At 45.5% G+C, this 16,970-nt stretch carries 17 protein-coding genes; all 17 read right to left on the reverse strand.

All coding sequences use genetic code 11. The features are described from left to right. Window positions 1–140: 140 nt before the first annotated feature. The 17 genes from ABEQ74_RS05845 to ABEQ74_RS05925 all read right to left on the reverse strand — a co-directional run bounded on the left by ABEQ74_RS05845 (window position 141) and on the right by ABEQ74_RS05925 (window position 16,970). A complete protein-coding gene (locus ABEQ74_RS05845; protein WP_430120346.1) occupies window positions 141–2,750 on the reverse strand; it encodes a carbohydrate-binding protein in 2,610 nt (869 codons plus the stop codon). A gap of 20 nt (window positions 2,751–2,770) precedes the next feature. Beyond that, window positions 2,771–4,831: an alpha-galactosidase gene (locus tag ABEQ74_RS05850; RefSeq protein ID WP_430120348.1), complete on the reverse strand. Its 2,061-nt coding sequence runs from the start codon at window positions 4,829–4,831 to the stop codon at window positions 2,771–2,773. Between the two features lie 283 nt (window positions 4,832–5,114). Then, a complete protein-coding gene (locus ABEQ74_RS05855; RefSeq protein WP_430120350.1) occupies window positions 5,115–5,477 on the reverse strand; it encodes a hypothetical protein in 363 nt (120 codons plus the stop codon). Window positions 5,478–5,889: 412 nt separating this feature from the next. After that, window positions 5,890–6,900 (reverse strand): LCP family protein, encoded by a 1,011-nt coding sequence (locus ABEQ74_RS05860; RefSeq protein ID WP_430120352.1) that lies wholly within the window; start codon window positions 6,898–6,900, stop codon window positions 5,890–5,892. Between the two features lie 28 nt (window positions 6,901–6,928). After that, window positions 6,929–7,543: an undecaprenyl-diphosphatase gene (locus ABEQ74_RS05865; RefSeq protein ID WP_430120353.1), complete on the reverse strand. Its 615-nt coding sequence runs from the start codon at window positions 7,541–7,543 to the stop codon at window positions 6,929–6,931. Between the two features lie 47 nt (window positions 7,544–7,590). Beyond that, window positions 7,591–8,715 carry an FtsW/RodA/SpoVE family cell cycle protein gene (locus ABEQ74_RS05870; protein WP_430120354.1) on the reverse strand — a complete coding sequence of 375 codons (1,125 nt, stop codon included), beginning with the start codon at window positions 8,713–8,715 and terminating at the stop codon, window positions 7,591–7,593. 216 nt (window positions 8,716–8,931) lie between these two features. Further along, the gene (locus ABEQ74_RS05875) at window positions 8,932–9,471 is read right to left on the reverse strand and encodes a hypothetical protein (protein WP_430120356.1); all 540 of its coding nucleotides are present in this window, start codon (window positions 9,469–9,471) and stop codon (window positions 8,932–8,934) included. A gap of 60 nt (window positions 9,472–9,531) precedes the next feature. Next, complete coding sequence (locus ABEQ74_RS05880; RefSeq protein ID WP_430120358.1) at window positions 9,532–10,941, reverse strand: sensor histidine kinase; 1,410 nt, start codon at window positions 10,939–10,941, stop codon at window positions 9,532–9,534. Between the two features lie 3 nt (window positions 10,942–10,944). After that, window positions 10,945–11,664, reverse strand: a complete 720-nt coding sequence (locus ABEQ74_RS05885; RefSeq protein WP_430120360.1) for a response regulator transcription factor — start codon at window positions 11,662–11,664, stop codon at window positions 10,945–10,947. 552 nt (window positions 11,665–12,216) lie between these two features. Then, entirely contained in the window at window positions 12,217–12,903 is a 687-nt protein-coding gene (locus ABEQ74_RS05890; protein WP_430120362.1) for a methyltransferase domain-containing protein, read from the reverse strand. Between the two features lie 29 nt (window positions 12,904–12,932). Continuing rightward, complete coding sequence (locus ABEQ74_RS05895; protein WP_430120364.1) at window positions 12,933–13,217, reverse strand: hypothetical protein; 285 nt, start codon at window positions 13,215–13,217, stop codon at window positions 12,933–12,935. A 32-nt stretch (window positions 13,218–13,249) separates the two neighbouring features. Further along, window positions 13,250–13,762 (reverse strand): hypothetical protein, encoded by a 513-nt coding sequence (locus tag ABEQ74_RS05900; protein WP_430120366.1) that lies wholly within the window; start codon window positions 13,760–13,762, stop codon window positions 13,250–13,252. An 18-nt stretch (window positions 13,763–13,780) separates the two neighbouring features. Beyond that, the gene (locus tag ABEQ74_RS05905; RefSeq protein WP_430120368.1) at window positions 13,781–14,662 is read right to left on the reverse strand and encodes an alpha/beta fold hydrolase; all 882 of its coding nucleotides are present in this window, start codon (window positions 14,660–14,662) and stop codon (window positions 13,781–13,783) included. Window positions 14,663–14,701: 39 nt separating this feature from the next. Beyond that, window positions 14,702–15,172 (reverse strand): HAD family hydrolase, encoded by a 471-nt coding sequence (locus ABEQ74_RS05910; protein ID WP_430120370.1) that lies wholly within the window; start codon window positions 15,170–15,172, stop codon window positions 14,702–14,704. Between the two features lie 157 nt (window positions 15,173–15,329). Continuing rightward, window positions 15,330–15,812 carry an NUDIX domain-containing protein gene (locus tag ABEQ74_RS05915; protein ID WP_430120372.1) on the reverse strand — a complete coding sequence of 161 codons (483 nt, stop codon included), beginning with the start codon at window positions 15,810–15,812 and terminating at the stop codon, window positions 15,330–15,332. Window positions 15,813–15,939: 127 nt separating this feature from the next. Continuing rightward, a complete protein-coding gene (locus tag ABEQ74_RS05920) occupies window positions 15,940–16,479 on the reverse strand; it encodes a YfiT family bacillithiol transferase (protein WP_430120374.1) in 540 nt (179 codons plus the stop codon). 26 nt (window positions 16,480–16,505) lie between these two features. Beyond that, on the reverse strand, window positions 16,506–16,970 hold the full coding sequence (locus ABEQ74_RS05925) for an NUDIX hydrolase (protein ID WP_430120376.1): 465 nt from the start codon (window positions 16,968–16,970) through the stop codon (window positions 16,506–16,508).

Below are 16,970 nucleotides of genomic sequence, written 5' to 3' on the forward strand. Positions count from 1 at the left end.
TTGCATTCTCCTCTTCATTTGATTTTCCAGTCTTGAGACAAGCGTTACCCTTACAGCAAAGGCAAGAAATCGCGATTCCCGGATGGAGCCGAGAACCGCGATGAACTTGCAGATGTACATGATGAATCGATGACTTCTTCTTATGGATTAGGGACGATTTTATAAAGCTTGGATTCGGCCGCTTTAAGCGTCACATCCAGCGAAGATCCAGACGCCGTCTGAGATTGGCCGCTCCATACATCCGTCACCGTATAGGACGTCGCCCCTTCCGAAGCGATACCGGCCCGAACGAGATCCACGGTGTGCTGCGCCGCATCTTGCGTATAGTTAAACACGGCTACATAGTGGGTTCCCTGATCGTCCAGCACGAATACGTTTGCTGCCTGCGTGCCCGTGTTGCCTTCTACCGGCCGGAACGCCTTGCCCTTCATCGCAAGCCCGTTTACTTCCGGATTCGTCAGCAGCGTTTCCATATACTGCCTTGCCGTCGCATCCGTTACGTCATCCGAATTCAGGAAGACCGTGCCGGAGATCGCGGCCGCATTGACGCGAGACTGCGCGCCTTCGATCGATCCGCCTTTGGTCAAGTGCATATAGTCCGGATCGGTATAATGGTAGATCGTTCCGTTCTGCCACCAGCCGTACGTGAGATTGTTCAGCTGGTATTCCGTGCTGCCGATGCTGCCGTCGATATCGCAGGAGATGCGGCGGCTGTGCGCATATTGGCTAGGGAACAGCGGCGCGATAGAAGCGCTGATGAACATGGAGCCGTCCAGCACTTCATTCACGTAAGCCATCCCTTGGTTATAGGCCTGGATGCCGGTTTGAACATTGGCGTCATAATGCTTGCCTTCCATTGCCCCATGGCTCAAAAAATCGATTTTGATATATTCAAAGCCCTTGCTCTTGAACTTATTCATGTAATAATCGATCCGCTGCTTCACGCCCGGATGCGTCGGATCCACGGCATAAGCGCCGTCCAGCGTCGGCAGCACGTTTCCGTCCAAATCACGCAGCACGATATCGCCGTATTTATACTTGCCGTTCGTCCCTTCGACTTCCTGCTCCATATTGTTGCCCCAGTACACGAACGGCGAATAATAGATGCCGGCCTTCTGTCCATTGCTATGAATGAGCTGAACCAGATCCGTCAGCTGCTGATCCGTCATGTTATCCCAATAGGAATCGAGATTGATGTAGATATCACCTTCATTGTTGAAGGAATGGTTCTGAATATGGTCTTTAAAATAATTCGAGACGGAAACCGCCTTGTCAAAGCTTAAATCACTGGCATAAGCTCCCCAGCTGTTCCAGCCGACCGGAACGCCTTCAGGAATGTCTTCGCCAAAGGCCAACGGAGGCTGGATCGCTGCATTCACCTTGCCAAACTCCTCCAGCCCGGTCCGGTAGTCCTCGAAAAACCCGAACATGATTTTCGGCGAAGCAATCTGCTTGCCCGTTACCTTTCCATGCGGAATCGTGTCCCACGTGGAGGTGGATGACGTAAATCCGCCATATACGCGCAGTTTGTTCAATTTATCATTCGAGCCGCTCCAATAGATGCCGGTCTTCCACGTATCATGCGTCACCGATCCGATGACGAGGCCGTTCCGGCTCGTATTGTCATAGATGGCCGTCAGCTCCGAGCTGATATACAGACCGTTGTTGAGGCCGGTATTCATCGACTTCGCTTGGTATCTGGACCAAGCATCATTGTCGAAGGGAACGACGAGGACCCGGTTATCGTCATAGCTGCCGATGTCGATGCCGCCTCTCGCTTCCATCGCGATGGGGGCTATGTTCCCCGTAGATATTGCGGAATGATGGGAAGCGACTGTTTCCGTAAGCAAATATGGCCCGTCTTCATAGACGTAATAAATTTGGCTGAGCGATGGCTTTCCCCCATCCTCATTCACGACCGTCACCTTGATGCCCTTGCCGGTGGCATCCTGGAATGGGACCACTTGATTTTTATAGAATTTATGATGTTTATAATCTGTACTTGCAACCATCCGGTCGAGCTGGATCTCGCTGTATAACCCCTTGGCAACCGGTTTGCCGTTCCAATTGTATTGCGACAATCCGGTCGAAGTGTTGTACAGCAGCTCATATGTCGGATTGGATACCTTAATACCGTTGGCATACTCGGTTAAGGTGATGGAGCCATAACTCGTGGCTTTCTTTTGCTTGCCCAAATCGCCAATGCTTCCATCTGGGCCTGATCCGTCATCGCCGGCTGAATCAAATTTCAGCTCAATCTTGTCAAAATCGGGCGAGTATCCGCCTGCATCATCGAACAGAATCGTGTTGCTGCCCTGATTCAAGTAAATTTGAATCTGATAAGTGCCGATCGTGTTCCAATCCGCTGTTTTCGGAAAACTGAAATTCTCCTTCTCCGCTCCGTTCACGGAGATCGAAGCTGCGCGGGAATCCCCGGAGATGTAGAACATGTTCATATTGTATATACCGGCCTTATCGGCCTGAATCCCGTTGAACGTCAGGGTGGAACCGCCGTACAGATTGCCGACTTTTTGCCCGCCCGAACAGAAATCGCAATCGACTGCACCTGCATTGCCGGTAAATGTGTTCTGAGAAGCCTCGGCCTCGTAGGAAAGGATGCCTCCGGCCGTTTGACTCGGCTGCTGCGGTTCTGCCGAAGCAAAGGAGCTGCCTAGCACAGACCCCGCTAACAGAATCGATAAGAATAGCATGAATGGCTTTTGGAAGAATTTAAACGGATGAATACGCACTGAACCTCTCCTCCTTCTATTCATTGATTTCGGCTTAATTTCAGGATTTTCGATTCGGCTGGCGCCAGCTCGACCGTAAGTGTGCCGTTCGCTTGACCCGCCGTTCCTTCCCACACATCCAGGAACGTGTAGGTAGCGTGCGCCTCGAGGCCGCAGCGTTCCAAGGAAACCGTCTTCTGTACGGACTCGGCCCCGTCAAAGTTAAAAACGGCAATATACGTTGTTCCCGGTTCGCTTGGATGGGTCAGTACAAACGTATCCGCAGCCTGTTTCCCGAGATTCCCCTCTACGGGCACAAAGGTTCTACCCAATCGGGCAATCTCAGTGATTGCCTCATTTCCCAGCCAGGTCTTGGCGCGCCATGCCGCTTCCTCATGCCGGAAGTCATCGCCCAGCAGCAGCACCGTTCCCGAGATCACGGACGCGGTCAGACGGCTTCGCCCTTCATGGCGAGGCGTCGAATCCTGATTGAAGCTTTTATAGATCACGGCATGGTCCGGATCGTTAAAGCGGTACAGCGTATCGTTCATCCACCACCCGTGCGTCAGCGAGTTCAGCAAATATTCCGTATCCTTGATCGTTCCGAACACATCGCAGGAAATTCTGCGGCTGTGCGCATAGGAATAAGGGAACAGCGGGGCAATCGACAGGTTGATGAAGAACGGTCTGCCGATCCGCTCCGGGGAGAGTTTATCCGTCAGATACGACAGGCCGTAATTGTATGCAGCGATCCCTGTCGTAATATTCGGGTTGTAATGCTTGCCCTCCAGAGCCCCGTGAGCCATGAAGTCCAGCTTGATATACTCAAATCCTTCGGAGACGAATTTATCCATGAACCAATCGATACGCGCCAGGTTCCCGGGATGCGTAGGATCAATCGCAAGTCCGCCGTCAACATCCGGCAAAATCTCGCCATCCTGGTCGCGAAGCAGGATATCGCCATAGGTATACTTCCCATCGGTGCCCTCCACGGGGTTCCCGAACCCAGCCGGACTTCCCCAGAACGCAAACGGCGTCCAGTATGTACCGGGTTTGTGCCCGTTCTCGCGGACCCTTTTCAAGGCATCCTCCATCTCGGCAGGCGTCAGGCGATCCCAGAACGCATCGAAATTAATGTACAGGGTATTCTCGTTATGAAAGCCCTCGGGCTGAACCTCCCGCTTCAGAAAATCGCTCGTCGCCACATAGAGGTCGTAATCCAGCGTGCTCATGGCGGCCGACCAGCTGTTCCAGCCGATCGGGACGCCGCCGTTCCAGCTCAGTGCAGGCGCTACCTTCGCATTCGATTCCCCATACGCTTCGAGTCCTGTCCGGTAATCTTCATAATCCCCTACCATAACCAGCGGAGATTCGAGGCGCGTTCCTCTTATGTAGCCATGCGGCTGGGAGTCTCGGGTCATAATGTCGGCCGCGCCAGCGTACAGTTCCAGTTCATCCAGCTTGCCTGCGGTTTCCCCTTTCACGCGAATGCCGGTCTTCCACACGTCATGACTGATCGATCCCAGGATCAATCCATGGCGGCTATCCGGCTGGAACAAGGCCGTCACTTCGTAGCTTTCCGTCTCCAGAGGGGCCGTCTCCGTCAGGTAGCGCACCCATTTGTCATTGTCATACGGCACGCGCAGCACATGCAGCGCTTCTCCCGGAACCGTCTCGCTCCCGCTCGATACGCTATCGGTTTTCACCACCGCGATGCGGTTTACCTTTAATTCCTCATGACCGACGATGACGACCCGCGTGATGAAAGATGAAGTTCCCTCATAGACGTAAAAATGCTGTTCCAGGCCTGGGAGCAGATCGGATTCATGCTTAATCACGGCATGGATTCCGGTTCCGAACGAATCTTGGATCTTCTCCGGCTGCCCCATCATATAGTGGCGGTCATAATGTCCCGCATGGTATTCCCGGCCCTGCCATCGAAAACCGCTTCGTACTTCTTGCAGAGCGAATCCCCTGCTGCCTGCGTAGGCGTAACCGCCTTTTTCCAAATCCACCTCAATGGCCACCAGACCATTCGCCAAGCGAATGTGAGTTTCGGCATTCACCCCCACGTTCACCGCCGTTTCACTGCTTCCTAACATCTGTGGATTGCCTCCTTCTGCGTGCATCTGTGCTGCATTCAGGCCGTTTAGCATCAAGCGCCTTTTACAGCTTGCTACCATTATAGAAGCGCGGGTAAAGCGCTTACTATACAACGATCTTCCGATCCATATCGGGATATAACGCATCTGGAGCGACTCATTTGTTAAAATGCAATATGGCCTCATTTCGCTATGAAATCACCTAATTAAAAAGGTTACCCGAGGACAAACGAATCGCCCGGATAACCTCTGTAAATACATAAGCTATATTGAAATAATGCACCTATTCGCGAGCCATGATGAAACACTTGATACCATCAGGACCCGTGAAACTGGCAAATCGGCCAATCCCAGGCTTATCCTGAGTCTCAATGATGGAATGCGCACCAAGCCTCCGAGCATTGATTAAACTTCGTTCACAGTCTTGAATGGTGTAATAAACATTCCATTCAGACCAAGCTGCTCCATTATCGGAAACAACCATACTCAGGCCGCATTCATATTGGCTACGATTCTGAAACAAAATCGTTGCATCCTCATTTCGATTTTCAAGTTTCCAATCGAACAGCTTCGAATAGAATTCTCCCGGTACTGCTGCATTAGTTGATGTAAGTACCAGCCAGCACGGCAGCCCTTCTGTTGTCATATCCGATATCTCGTTATGGGCATCCTAAGTGATCACGGCGCCCATCGGATCCTGAATGGTAGACAAACGCAAATTCATGACGTCAAAAGGTTCTCCAATAATTCATCTGATATCAGTCGGAGGCGGGGTCTTAGCCCCTAAAGCCGCCAGTATAGCAAGCATGTTGACTTCTAATTTCCACTGTCGGACAGGCGATTTCGCGATCTGGTCTACCAGATTGCACTCCAGCAACTCATGACTTCATTTTTGCTAAAGCGCAGAACCAGAAGAATCAAACATCTGTTTTATGTCAACTGCAGGATTGGATCTCTAGTTTACCTAGTTACATCAAGGGTTTGTTTAATTGTTTAAATAGCAAAAGTTGAGATGAAGTTAAATCGGGTCTGACCAACTGAAGGACTCAATGCACGGATCACTCCAGTACCCCAATAGTTTCCCATTTAAACGAAATTTCTGAACGGATACCTGCTTCATCAGCTAGATCTATCAACGCTTGTTGCAAATCCTCTTTGTTTACGTAAACATAGGGACTTTTCCAAATGGATTCCAACTGCAATGAACGAATCTGATTCGGCTTGATTTTCGGGAAATTATAGACCCATTGTTGAAGATCAGATTCAGGAATATCAGACTTCACATTTTCACCGATAATGTCCAATATGTTTCCCCATTGGGAAATCCCTTGAAAATCCCCTAATTTCTCAATGATCTGTTTGATCACTTGCTGCTGTCGATCGTTACGTGCGAAATCGGAGGACTCCCGAGTCCCTTGATTTGATTTACGATACCTGACATAGTCGAGCACTTGTTGACCATTAAGAGTCTGCAAGCCCTTTTTTAAATCGATATGCGTTCCGTCTGCGGAATCGTTATATTTCATATCCATGTCGACATCGATTTGCAGTCCGCCAAGTGCGTCCACGGTCTGCCGTAAGGCATCAAAATTCAACACGACCATATGATCAATCGGAAAACCTAGCAAATCAGAGAAAAAACGTTTTGTATTAGGTATAGCCTCTGACTTATCCTTTATATAGTAATAAGCATAATAATAATTGGATTTATGAGCAGGCAACGATTTAGGTTTTAGCAGCAAATCACGCGGCAGGGACAACAAACTAGCAGATTGGGTTTGTGGATTGAAACTGACAAGCATAAGAACATCTGTATTCATCACCCCACCACCGCCATCCCGACTATCTACACCCGCCAAAAGAAATGTCATAGGTTGAATCGATTCCTTCTTTACATAATCAATCGGATCATCAGTCAGCTTTGGAGCTGCCACACGTTGAATCGCAGCATCCGCCTTATAATATATATACCCCGCATAGATTCCAACTCCAAGTATCAGGGCGCTTATAACAAGGTAAATGCTCATCATAACTTTACGAATTGCTTTTCTCTTCGGTTTGATAGACATAATTTCCTCCACTCAATTCTAATAATATTCAATTTTTGAGTTTAGAAGCTTTTTTATAACTTTTCCAAATATTTTTCTCGATTTTTTCATAAAGATTGATGCCAGCGTTTAAACATTTATGAGCTACAGACCATCGATGAACCATTTGATAAATCATAAATGCACTAATCACACCAATAAATGCTCCCGTGATGACATCGGAAGGATAATGAACACCATTCCAAATTCGGGAGAATGAAATTAAACCTGCCAATACAAGCCAAATTACGCCATCTTTCTTACGAAACAACCATATACCTGTTGCGATTACAAAGGCCCCAATCGAATGATTACTTGGAAATGAAGCGTTAGCGGAATGTTCAATTAATTGGTTAACCGTATGATGGACAAAAGGCCTATCCCTATAAAAAAAGTGAGAAAGTATACTACCAACACTAAATCCAACACAAGCTGACAAGAGAGTTGTTATCACCATTTGCCTGTTCTTATGGATGCGAGTAAACCAATAAACAATAATCCCCATGTAAAAGAGGTATTCCGCTTTTTCTGATAAAAAACGCATAAATGGATTTAATGCGGAGAATGTTACTGCCATTTGATTGATGAATTGAAATACGAGATCATCTGTTTGAGATATGCCCAATGTCTTAACCTGCTTTCTATTTCTGTAATAATAAGGTTGTCTTTAGTTCATTCTATATAGATATCGTTTTTATGAAATTTGACACTTAACACCAAGCCAATTGCAATCATATTACTAAGTAGTGAGCTGCCTCCATAACTTATGAACGGTAAGGAAATACCCGTCAGGGGTACCAAACCGATATGCATGCCTATATTAACGAAAATTTGAAAGACTAACATTCCTATAAGCCCGGTAACAAGATATGCCCCTGCAAGTTCTCTACTATCTTTGACGATATGAACCATACGATATATGAGAAGGAAATATAACAGTAACAGCACCGCAGAACCCAAAAAACCATATTCCTCGCCTATGACCACATAGATCGAATCGGAATACGCATAAGGAACAAACCCTCTACGTAAAAAAGATACGTCACTTCCAGTCAATCCTCCCAAAGCTATCGCATATTGTGCGTTTTTAACATGCCATGATTTATCGGGATCGCTGGCTGGGTCAAGAAAAGTCTGAATTCTTGACATTTGATGAGGCTCTACCATCTTGGATAACAATTCGAAATTGGCATAATATAGCCATAATATTATGCCTACCGTAATGATCATAATACTGATGAACAGAATCATATATAATGAACGGATGTTACCCATCCACAGCATACTAAGCAGTGCACCCACAAAAACTAGAGAAGTGCCTAAATCGGGCTGCTGCATGATTAAGATGATAGGAATCATAAAAATGATACAAATCGGTAATATATCTTGAACAATACGAAGCTGAGCTCCCTCTCGCTTGCCTAATAAATGAGCAATCAGAAGCACTGTAAATAATTTAGCTAATTCAGAAGGTTGAAGCTGAAAACCTCCAATACTTAGCCAACGAACAGCACCGTTAATGTTCTCTCCGGTAAACTCGACAAGAACCAGCATCCCTATGCCAATTCCATAGAGAACGTAAGATATCTTACCTAACAGAACTCTATAATCTAACAATGCGAGAACCAGCATAGGAATGCAAAATGCACCGAATAGATATAACTGACTAATGTGAAGGCCATCTAAATTCGTATCCACTGTAGCTCCATAAATAGCAATCGTACCAATGGCAACAAGACATAATATAATGAACAGCATCGATTTATCCAGTTTTGAAATGATGTGGGTTATAAACATGATGAGTACCTCTATTTTGTTGAATTTCTGTAGGAATACCCCTAAAAATGAACATCACAAATAATCCGATGAGCAAACATACGTCTTTTTTTCATGACGTAGTGCCACGGACTATTGTGTTTTACGATGGCCATCGGAAACAATCAGGTCGGCCCTTATTTTACCGTTCAAAACATAGGACACCTCCCTCTTGTTAACTACAATCCTTGGGAAGGATTACTCAAGATCGAACTTACCGTGATACTCCTTCTTGGATAAGAGCTTCAATTTATCTTCACTCAAGCCATAAATGTCCAGACCATTTCCTGCAGCCCCTAATGACCAGCCAAGCACGAGCTCGGATCGACCATCCTGATCGATATCTGGAAATCCAGCATACTCCAAGCCGTAACCAAAGCCCTTGACTTCCGAGACGATTCGCCACTCCTCATTATCTTGCTTAAATAGCGCCGCTTTCAGCATTTTACCTGTCGCTTTATTCTCTTCATATACAACGACGGCTTCATCGATACCGTCCCCGTCCATATCTCCGAACGAGATATCATTACCGTCTTTTCCCTGCGTAGGAACTAACAATTGAACCTCGTCAGGTAGTAATTTGATAAGTTCATGGTTGATTTTATCTCGCTGAATACTTGCTTCTGATAATGGAGGCTTAATCATATCTACTGGTGTTGCGGGAATCCCACATCCTCCGAGCAACAATAACGTAGTTGATATGAAACCTATTCTAATGAGTTTGTTGAGCATTCTCATTACCAGCTCCTCGATTGTCAAGGTTATTTACTATAATATCTTTGAAAGGGAACGAAGTGGTTATGAAATAGTTAAATTTATTTTTTCTTCTATCGGCAAGTAGATCTGGACTTTCGTACCCTTACCTACCTCACTAATTATGCGTAATTCTCCATGATGTAACTTAATGATCTCATTTGATATGGATAGACCCAGACCACTGCCAGGTGCTTGTGGATCTACTTTGTAAAATTTTTGCAGCACATCCTCTAGATCCTCCTCTGCGATTCCTGAGCCAGTGTCCTCAACGGTAATAACGACTTGTTCTTGAGCTGTATAAGCGTGTACAAGAATTCGACCAGTGGCATCTGTAAATTTGAGTGAATTATCAATTAAATTAATTAGTACTTGCTTCAAACGATTCTCGTCTGCATGAATGTTAGGGAGATTCTCCTCTGCTTGTATTTCGAGTGAGACTCCTTGCCGAGCAGCTCTTGGGGCAAGTTGTCTACCCACACGATGCAATAATTCTGATAGATGGACAGGTGCTGAGTGTATGACAATTCTTCCGTTATCCAGTTTAGAGAAATCTAACAGTTCTTCCACCAAACAAGTTAACCTGTCGCTTTCTGATTCAATAATACCCAATCCTTCTTTAAGGATTTGCTCGTTGTGATTCCCATTCGATTTCAGCGTGATGGCCCATCCTTTAATTGACGTTAATGGCGTTCGCAGTTCATGGGACACGGATGAAATAAAATCATTTTTAAGCTGTTCGCTCTTCAAAATTCTACCTGCCATCATATTTAACGTATCAGCCAAAGAACCCAGCTCATCCTGATAGCGTTTATGTACTCTTATGCTGAAGTCTCCTTCTGTCATCTGATCTGCCGCCTGTTTAAGATCCTTAATTGATCTCGTTATGGTCCGAGACAACAATAGTCCAAGAACGGTAACAATCGCAAGAACAAACAGACCTACACAGATCAGTACGATTGAAATACGATGAACTGTCTGTAGTGTTTCAGTCAAGGAAGTGACAAATCTGACTTCTCCCGCGATGATATCATTGGCTCGTAAGGGAAAAGATACCGCTAATATCGCTTCTTGGGTGGAAGGCTCCTTGCCTCTCCATGTGCCGGGTTGTCCTTGGAGTGCAGTTCGTACATCTAAATACGTAGTCATGTCATTGCCGCCCGGAAGTCCGGTAGAGTCCTGCAAAAGTCGGCCTGAGGAATTAATAATCTGTACTTGCGCATCCGAGTTATGTGCAAACCCCTTTAATAATCGATACGATTGTTTCTCCAGATCTTCATCGGCAAAATATTGCTGAAAAAAAGAAGCAGACAGCTCCGCTTGATTCATCAGAATCCGCTCAACATTATGAAGATAATAATATCTCACGTAAGCCATGATGAAAATCTCAAGAATGAGAACAGTGATACAGATGACCACAAAATAACTTCCTACTAATCTTTTCTGAATACCCACTTCTTAACCGTCCTTCCTGAAGCGATATCCTACTCCCCATACCGTTTCAATCCAATGTGGCTTGGAGCCATCATCTTCAATCTTTTCCCGTAACTTTCGCACATGAACATCTACTGTTTTAGGATCTCCTACATAATCCTCTCCCCATACGAGATTTAATAATTTATTCCGGGATAGTGCTGTATCGGGATGTTCTAGAAAGGTTCTAACTAGTTGAAACTCCTTCGGCGTTAATTCAATAAAGATGTCATGTTTGAACACTTTATTCGAATTCAGATCCATCCGAATTGGACCGGATTGAATCACGGATCTTTGCGGTTTTAGAGCAGTTTCTGTTCGGCGCAATATCGCATTAATTCGTGCTACAAGCTCTAACGGATTAAACGGTTTGACAATATAATCATCAGCTCCGATTTCTAATCCTTTGATCTTGTCCAGATCTTGTCCGCGTGCAGTTAAAAAGACGATGATGACCGCAGGCTCTATCTCTCTTAACTGTCGGCAGATTTCAAATCCATCAGCATCTGGCAGCATAATGTCCAGAACAACAACATCGGGTCGATTCGTAGTGAAGAGTTGTATCGCTTCTCCTCCAAATGCAGCCTCACTCACCACAAATCCGTTATTTATTAAATTTATCGATACAAAACGTCTAATATGTGCATCATCTTCAACAATAAGTACTTGATTACGATTAACGGTATTTATAGCTTCCACCCCCATAACTCGATTTCTAACACGTAAAAACGCAAAAAAAGCCCCCCCTGTAAAGAGACAGCCTTGTACTCAGATCCTTATTCTTACCTGTGTAATTATTACATGTGGATATTACTCTAAATTGATTAACTTGTCAAAAGCTTCTACTGACCAAGGAATCCTGTCAACTGGATTATGTGCGTTTGGGCATATTGTTCCGTAAAAAGCCTGTACATTTTCTTGAAATCCTATTGAAACATTACGTCCACTATTTTGATCACTATTACACACTCGATCGCGAATATAAAAAAACAGCTTCCTAAGAAAACAGATAACTTAAACTCACCCCATTGATCCTTCCAGAAACGTCTGCGGAACAAGGAGATGATATCCGGCGTTAACGAGTATAATACCGACTGCTTTAGATCGTCCACATTATCAAAAATCCGTCTGTAGATCCACTTGTATAACGGAATGTTTAGGATAAATAAAACAACATAAACCACAAGATAGAGTATACTGCACCATCGCCTTTGACTGTAGTATTTTTCACAAGCTTTATTGTTAATACACTGCTATCTAAAAATGCTTCCACCAGATCCCCGCGCACTCCGGCACCGTGGACCATTGATTCGCTCTGATCTTGTCAGTTAACTCTTGACCGAAAAAGAACCCCGTGCTCCGCTGTGCCTCTTCGACCAAATCAAAAACATAATCCGTCCGAATCCACCGATAGTTAAATCCGTATTCCTGCTCTAATCCAGCATAATAATCGGTTAGGAAATGTGGAGGATTGGGCTTCTCCGTTCCGGTTCCCATCGTTTCCAGAATGATCATCGTCCCGCCCGGCCTCAAGACACGCCGCAGCTCCGCCATGACAAGCCTCAGATTCTCATGGCAATCCGCTTCGCCTGAATTGGCCAGATAGCTAATGCTCCAACCCGATACAACCAGATCAACACTCGAGGAATCAACCGGCAGGCTGCGGTGATCTGCAACCACGGTAGTCCAATTGCGAGAATCATAAGCTTCAGATAATTTCTCGTCCAATATATGTAACATCGGCTCGGATATATCGGTACAGATCAAGGATTTCACGTCTGGAGCAAGCAGCAGGGATATCCGCCCTGATCCGGCCCCCAAATCCAGCACATCCAAACCCTCGTACGATCTGATTCCATGAATGATATCGGATAAATCGGGCTGTTTGCTAACCATAGCCTCATAGGCTTTAGCCTGTCGGTCGTAAATTTCATCAATAGACACCACGTATACCCCCTCCTGAATCGGAACAATTAATCTCGCTTTTCCAACTCGCTTATCAGTTTGTCGATCCGATGAAAGTCTTCTTGTGCATCCTTACATATCGCCCTCATCGCTATGCCGGCAACTAGCAGTATGATGGAGATGATCAGAAAAATAATCGTAAGGATGCTGCCTCTCAAGTCATTCGTAAAGTTATATGAAAGGATCTCGGAGAATTGGCTGGTCATAAACGCAATCACCGTTGCAATAAAGAACAATGCGCTCAAGCTAAAAAAGACGATGGAGCATTTTCTTGTCCTATCGAAATAAATCATGTGATCTCTCCTCTCGAAATCCTAATCCACGTCTAATATTTCCCTGGTGTCGCTCGTTTTTTGTTCATAAGTGCTTGTATCAACCTATATAGGAAACACAGCAAAAGCGAGAAAGCCAACATCATGAAATATGTATTCCAATTGAAAAATTGATTGTTCATATGGATCGATAAAATACCCGATGTAATGGACTCAATATGGGACCAATCAACATAACCAAATTTCGATTCGAAAGCATCTGCTTGGATTTCTCTATAAATTTCAAGCCTATGAAGCTGATATACATACCCCGCGATGATGTAACCAACTAGTGCTGTAACGAACAAACTCAATCTCCCTACAGATATTCTCACATCTTGGAACAGCCGAATCCATTGATACACCATCACCAGAAAAAGAATGATTAGCGGAATGAGGAGCATTATGGCAGGATTCCCGTTCCCGGAACTAGTCCCTAGTCGTGGTGTCATTGCATGCCCGAACAGAACTAGAACCAAACTGATAAGCATATTGACGGAAAGACCCGTGAATCGTCTAATCTTCAAAAGTCATCATTCCCTCGCTCAAGCTTCCTTGCAAAACCCTATAATCTCTTCATGAATAACCTCAGGCATCTCATGATTGATGGCATGGCCAGCACCCTTCACGATACGATACAACATCCCATTCGACTCCAGTCTGGCAAGTGACTTCGGATAATAACTCAGCAAATCGTGATTACCAATAACAAACAAAGTCTTGCTGCGGATCGACTGGATGTCGGCTGGCGAGTGGATGGTAACGGTATGCTTCATCATGGAGCGGTTATTGAAATACTTCAGCAGATAGTACCAGTGCTGCATGAGGTCCGGGTTGCTCTCAAATACATCTGTGCGGGTGCCGCACAGCTTGCGGAGCAGTTTGCGTGTATTTCGTTCTGAGGGAAACAGAGCCTCTGGCATGAACGCCTTCATCATTTTGCCCATCACTTCAAACTGACTTCCGGAAATCCCTCCAGCCATACATACCAGCTTTCTTACTCTGTCTGGTCTGGCAATGGCATAATACTGAGCGAGAGCAGCCCCATAGGAAACCCCAGCAATATAGGTAGATTCTATATTCAAAGCCCCAAGGATTTCATCCAACCATTTCGCACGATCAAAGTCTCCAAAATACTTGTCATTCGGTTCGCTTTTTCCTGAGCCGCCGATGTTATCCACAGCGATAACGTGGAAGCTACGGGACAGCTTCTCCATGTTATAAATCCACATCATGGCTGCGTTATCGCCCGTTCCATGCAATAACAAAATTGGCGGTTGATCGGGAGATCCTGCCGTAATAATGTGAGTGTCACCATACGTTGTGGGAATCATCTGTTGTACATGCTCTACTTTCCAATCAGCCAACAATCGGTCATAAGATTCATAGATGAGCTTTTGCCCATCTTCGGATTTGTATCGTTTCAATCCCTTCACACCTCCATGATTATAACTCTTTCGCAAGCGCTAACTCTCATGATGTTCGGCATAAATATGAATCAATTCTTCCAGCTTATGTATAGTTCGATACGGCTTTACTTCTATGGACTCATCCCACTCTCCATCTCTCGTATACCATATGGCCTTAATACCGCACTCTGTTGCCCCGACAATATCGTTATGTGGATGATCTCCGACATACCAAGCCTCTGCTGCTATTACCTTAAGCTGTTCAAGAGCCTTTATATAAATCCGTGGATCTGGTTTTTTGACGCCAGTCTCTTCAGAAATCACAATAGAATCAAAATATCCGCTTATACCAAGTTGATGGATCTTTCCCTCTTGTACTTGTACGGTTCCATTGGTAATAATCCCAAGTTTAAGTCCCTTAGACTTCAAATAACGCAGTACGGAATGCAGCTGATCCATCGGCTGAATACATAGGGGGATCTGTTCCCTGAAAAATGATAAATATTCATCAGCCGTAGGCGGATTCACCCACTGTTAACCGACCCAACGGTTATAATCGAAGCGCTGCTGAGATTGGTTATCACTCAAGACATAGATTGAAAAACCTATGAGAATTACACCTCACTAAATTAGATCCACTTATCGTCTTTCATAAATAGATCGATCTTAGCATTATTCCAAATTCTTATTCCCTGTTCACTTCAAAATGAGCACGCTCTCCATTGGCCTTCATGAATATATGCCTCGGATATTTCACTGCCGTAGGTGGCAGATGCTCCTCTGGAATAAATACGAGTTCCGCCATTTCGTCATTCTCTTGATCTAGCTCACCGCTCGTCACACTGCACTCAAAAACAATCGTCAGGTACTCCACTTGATGACCGTTACTATATGTATACCGGCGTTCCTCTCCGCCATAAACCCCAATGATTCGTTCAGGGATGATATCAAGTCCCGTTTCTTCCTTCGCTTCGCGAATCATTGCCTCTGCCGGTGACTCTCCCAGCTCGATGGCACCCGCCACAAGCCCCCACAGCTCCTCTCGATGCTTCCTGCCGAACAAAATATGATCCACATCATTTCGGATGATTCCTGCAACAGAGGGCATAAATATTAATTGATTCCCGATCTTGTCTCTTAAATCTTTATAGTAATCGGACATTCCCATGGTGGTACAGCTCCTTTGAATTCTTGATGTATGATAGGGTCGAATCTTAGAGCTAAATGCTCCTCTATTAATGTATGCCTAGCATGTATGGCGCTGATTAATGCGTCGGTATCACGTTTTCTCGGGATCACTCCTTATGTAACTTTACGTTTTCACGGTTGAGAATCGAGGTAATCTGCGCGATATGATGCCGGTTATGCCACACGAATCGCTGCAAGGCGATGTCCAGCGTGATGCTGCCGAGCACTTGGGTTCTCATCGTTCTTCTAAAATCCTCGGGCTGGAGTTCTTTAAGCAGTACAAGAAATCGGAAATGAAGTGTTTCCAGAAGTGTAAGCGAACTCTCAACAGGAACCTCTCTGTAGTCACTCAGCTCAGCCCATAAATCCTCCCGATACGAACTTGCGAGGGGATCTTTCTCGGTCAATGCACGTTTAAAACGCAAATATGCGTTCATATCATTATCAGCCATGTGGTGAATAATCTGCCTTATACTCCATCCACCATCCCGGTAAGACTGATCCCATTCGGACGGTGCGAGATTGATAACGATTTGCCGAAGAGCCGGTACAATCGCAGGCACTCGGTGAATATATTGCTGCCTTATTTCCTTGGTGGGTTCTTCATGAGGCATAAACGGGCCGATCGGATAACGGATGGCATCCACTTGATATATCCTCCTAACGTTCGCGATTACATCGAAGCCGAATTCAATGCTGGGTTAAACAACGTAAGCGGGTGTAGCACGCCATTCTTGAGGTTCTCAACGATCTGCCTCATCACCCCTGGATCTCGAAAAACCATGCGATGATCCTTGAATACATCAGAGAGCGGGACCCATCGGCCATCCTTAATCTCGTCAGTTGCCCATCGAGGCGATCCCCCCATCACCTGTCCAGTAAAATGGAACATGATGACATGATCATTCAAACTGCTGAGAAAATGATACACGCCGCTCGTGCCTGTCAATTCGGCTTCATAGCCTGTTTCTTCTCTCACTTCTCTTCTGGCTGCGTCCAGAATAGCCTCTCCCTGCTCGATCCGCCCACCCGGGAAATTCCAAGTGTCACGTACGAGGGGTTTATTCTCTTGGATCAGGAGCACTTGATCCTCCTGGAGAAGAGACACACTCACCACCAGCACAATTTCTTTCTTCAT

The sequence above is a fragment of the Paenibacillus solani genome (assembly GCF_050475945.1).
Taxonomy (GTDB): domain Bacteria; phylum Bacillota; class Bacilli; order Paenibacillales; family Paenibacillaceae; genus Paenibacillus_AQ; species Paenibacillus_AQ solani_A.

Excerpts from the sequence above, each read along its gene's own strand:
- ABEQ74_RS05870 (WP_430120354.1), bottom strand. The coding sequence starts at position 8,715 with ATGTTTATAACCCACATCATTTCAAAACTGGATAAATCGATGCTGTTC.
- ABEQ74_RS05895 (WP_430120364.1), bottom strand. The coding sequence starts at position 13,217 with ATGATTTATTTCGATAGGACAAGAAAATGCTCCATCGTCTTTTTTAGC.
- ABEQ74_RS05855 (WP_430120350.1), bottom strand. The coding sequence starts at position 5,477 with ATGACAACAGAAGGGCTGCCGTGCTGGCTGGTACTTACATCAACTAAT.
- ABEQ74_RS05885 (WP_430120360.1), bottom strand. The coding sequence starts at position 11,664 with ATGGGGGTGGAAGCTATAAATACCGTTAATCGTAATCAAGTACTTATT.
- ABEQ74_RS05915 (WP_430120372.1), bottom strand. The coding sequence starts at position 15,812 with ATGGGAATGTCCGATTACTATAAAGATTTAAGAGACAAGATCGGGAAT.
- ABEQ74_RS05860 (WP_430120352.1), bottom strand. The coding sequence starts at position 6,900 with ATGTCTATCAAACCGAAGAGAAAAGCAATTCGTAAAGTTATGATGAGC.
- ABEQ74_RS05850 (WP_430120348.1), bottom strand. The coding sequence starts at position 4,831 with ATGTTAGGAAGCAGTGAAACGGCGGTGAACGTGGGGGTGAATGCCGAA.
- ABEQ74_RS05875 (WP_430120356.1), bottom strand. The coding sequence starts at position 9,471 with ATGAGAATGCTCAACAAACTCATTAGAATAGGTTTCATATCAACTACG.
- ABEQ74_RS05925 (WP_430120376.1), bottom strand. The coding sequence starts at position 16,970 with ATGAAGAAAGAAATTGTGCTGGTGGTGAGTGTGTCTCTTCTCCAGGAG.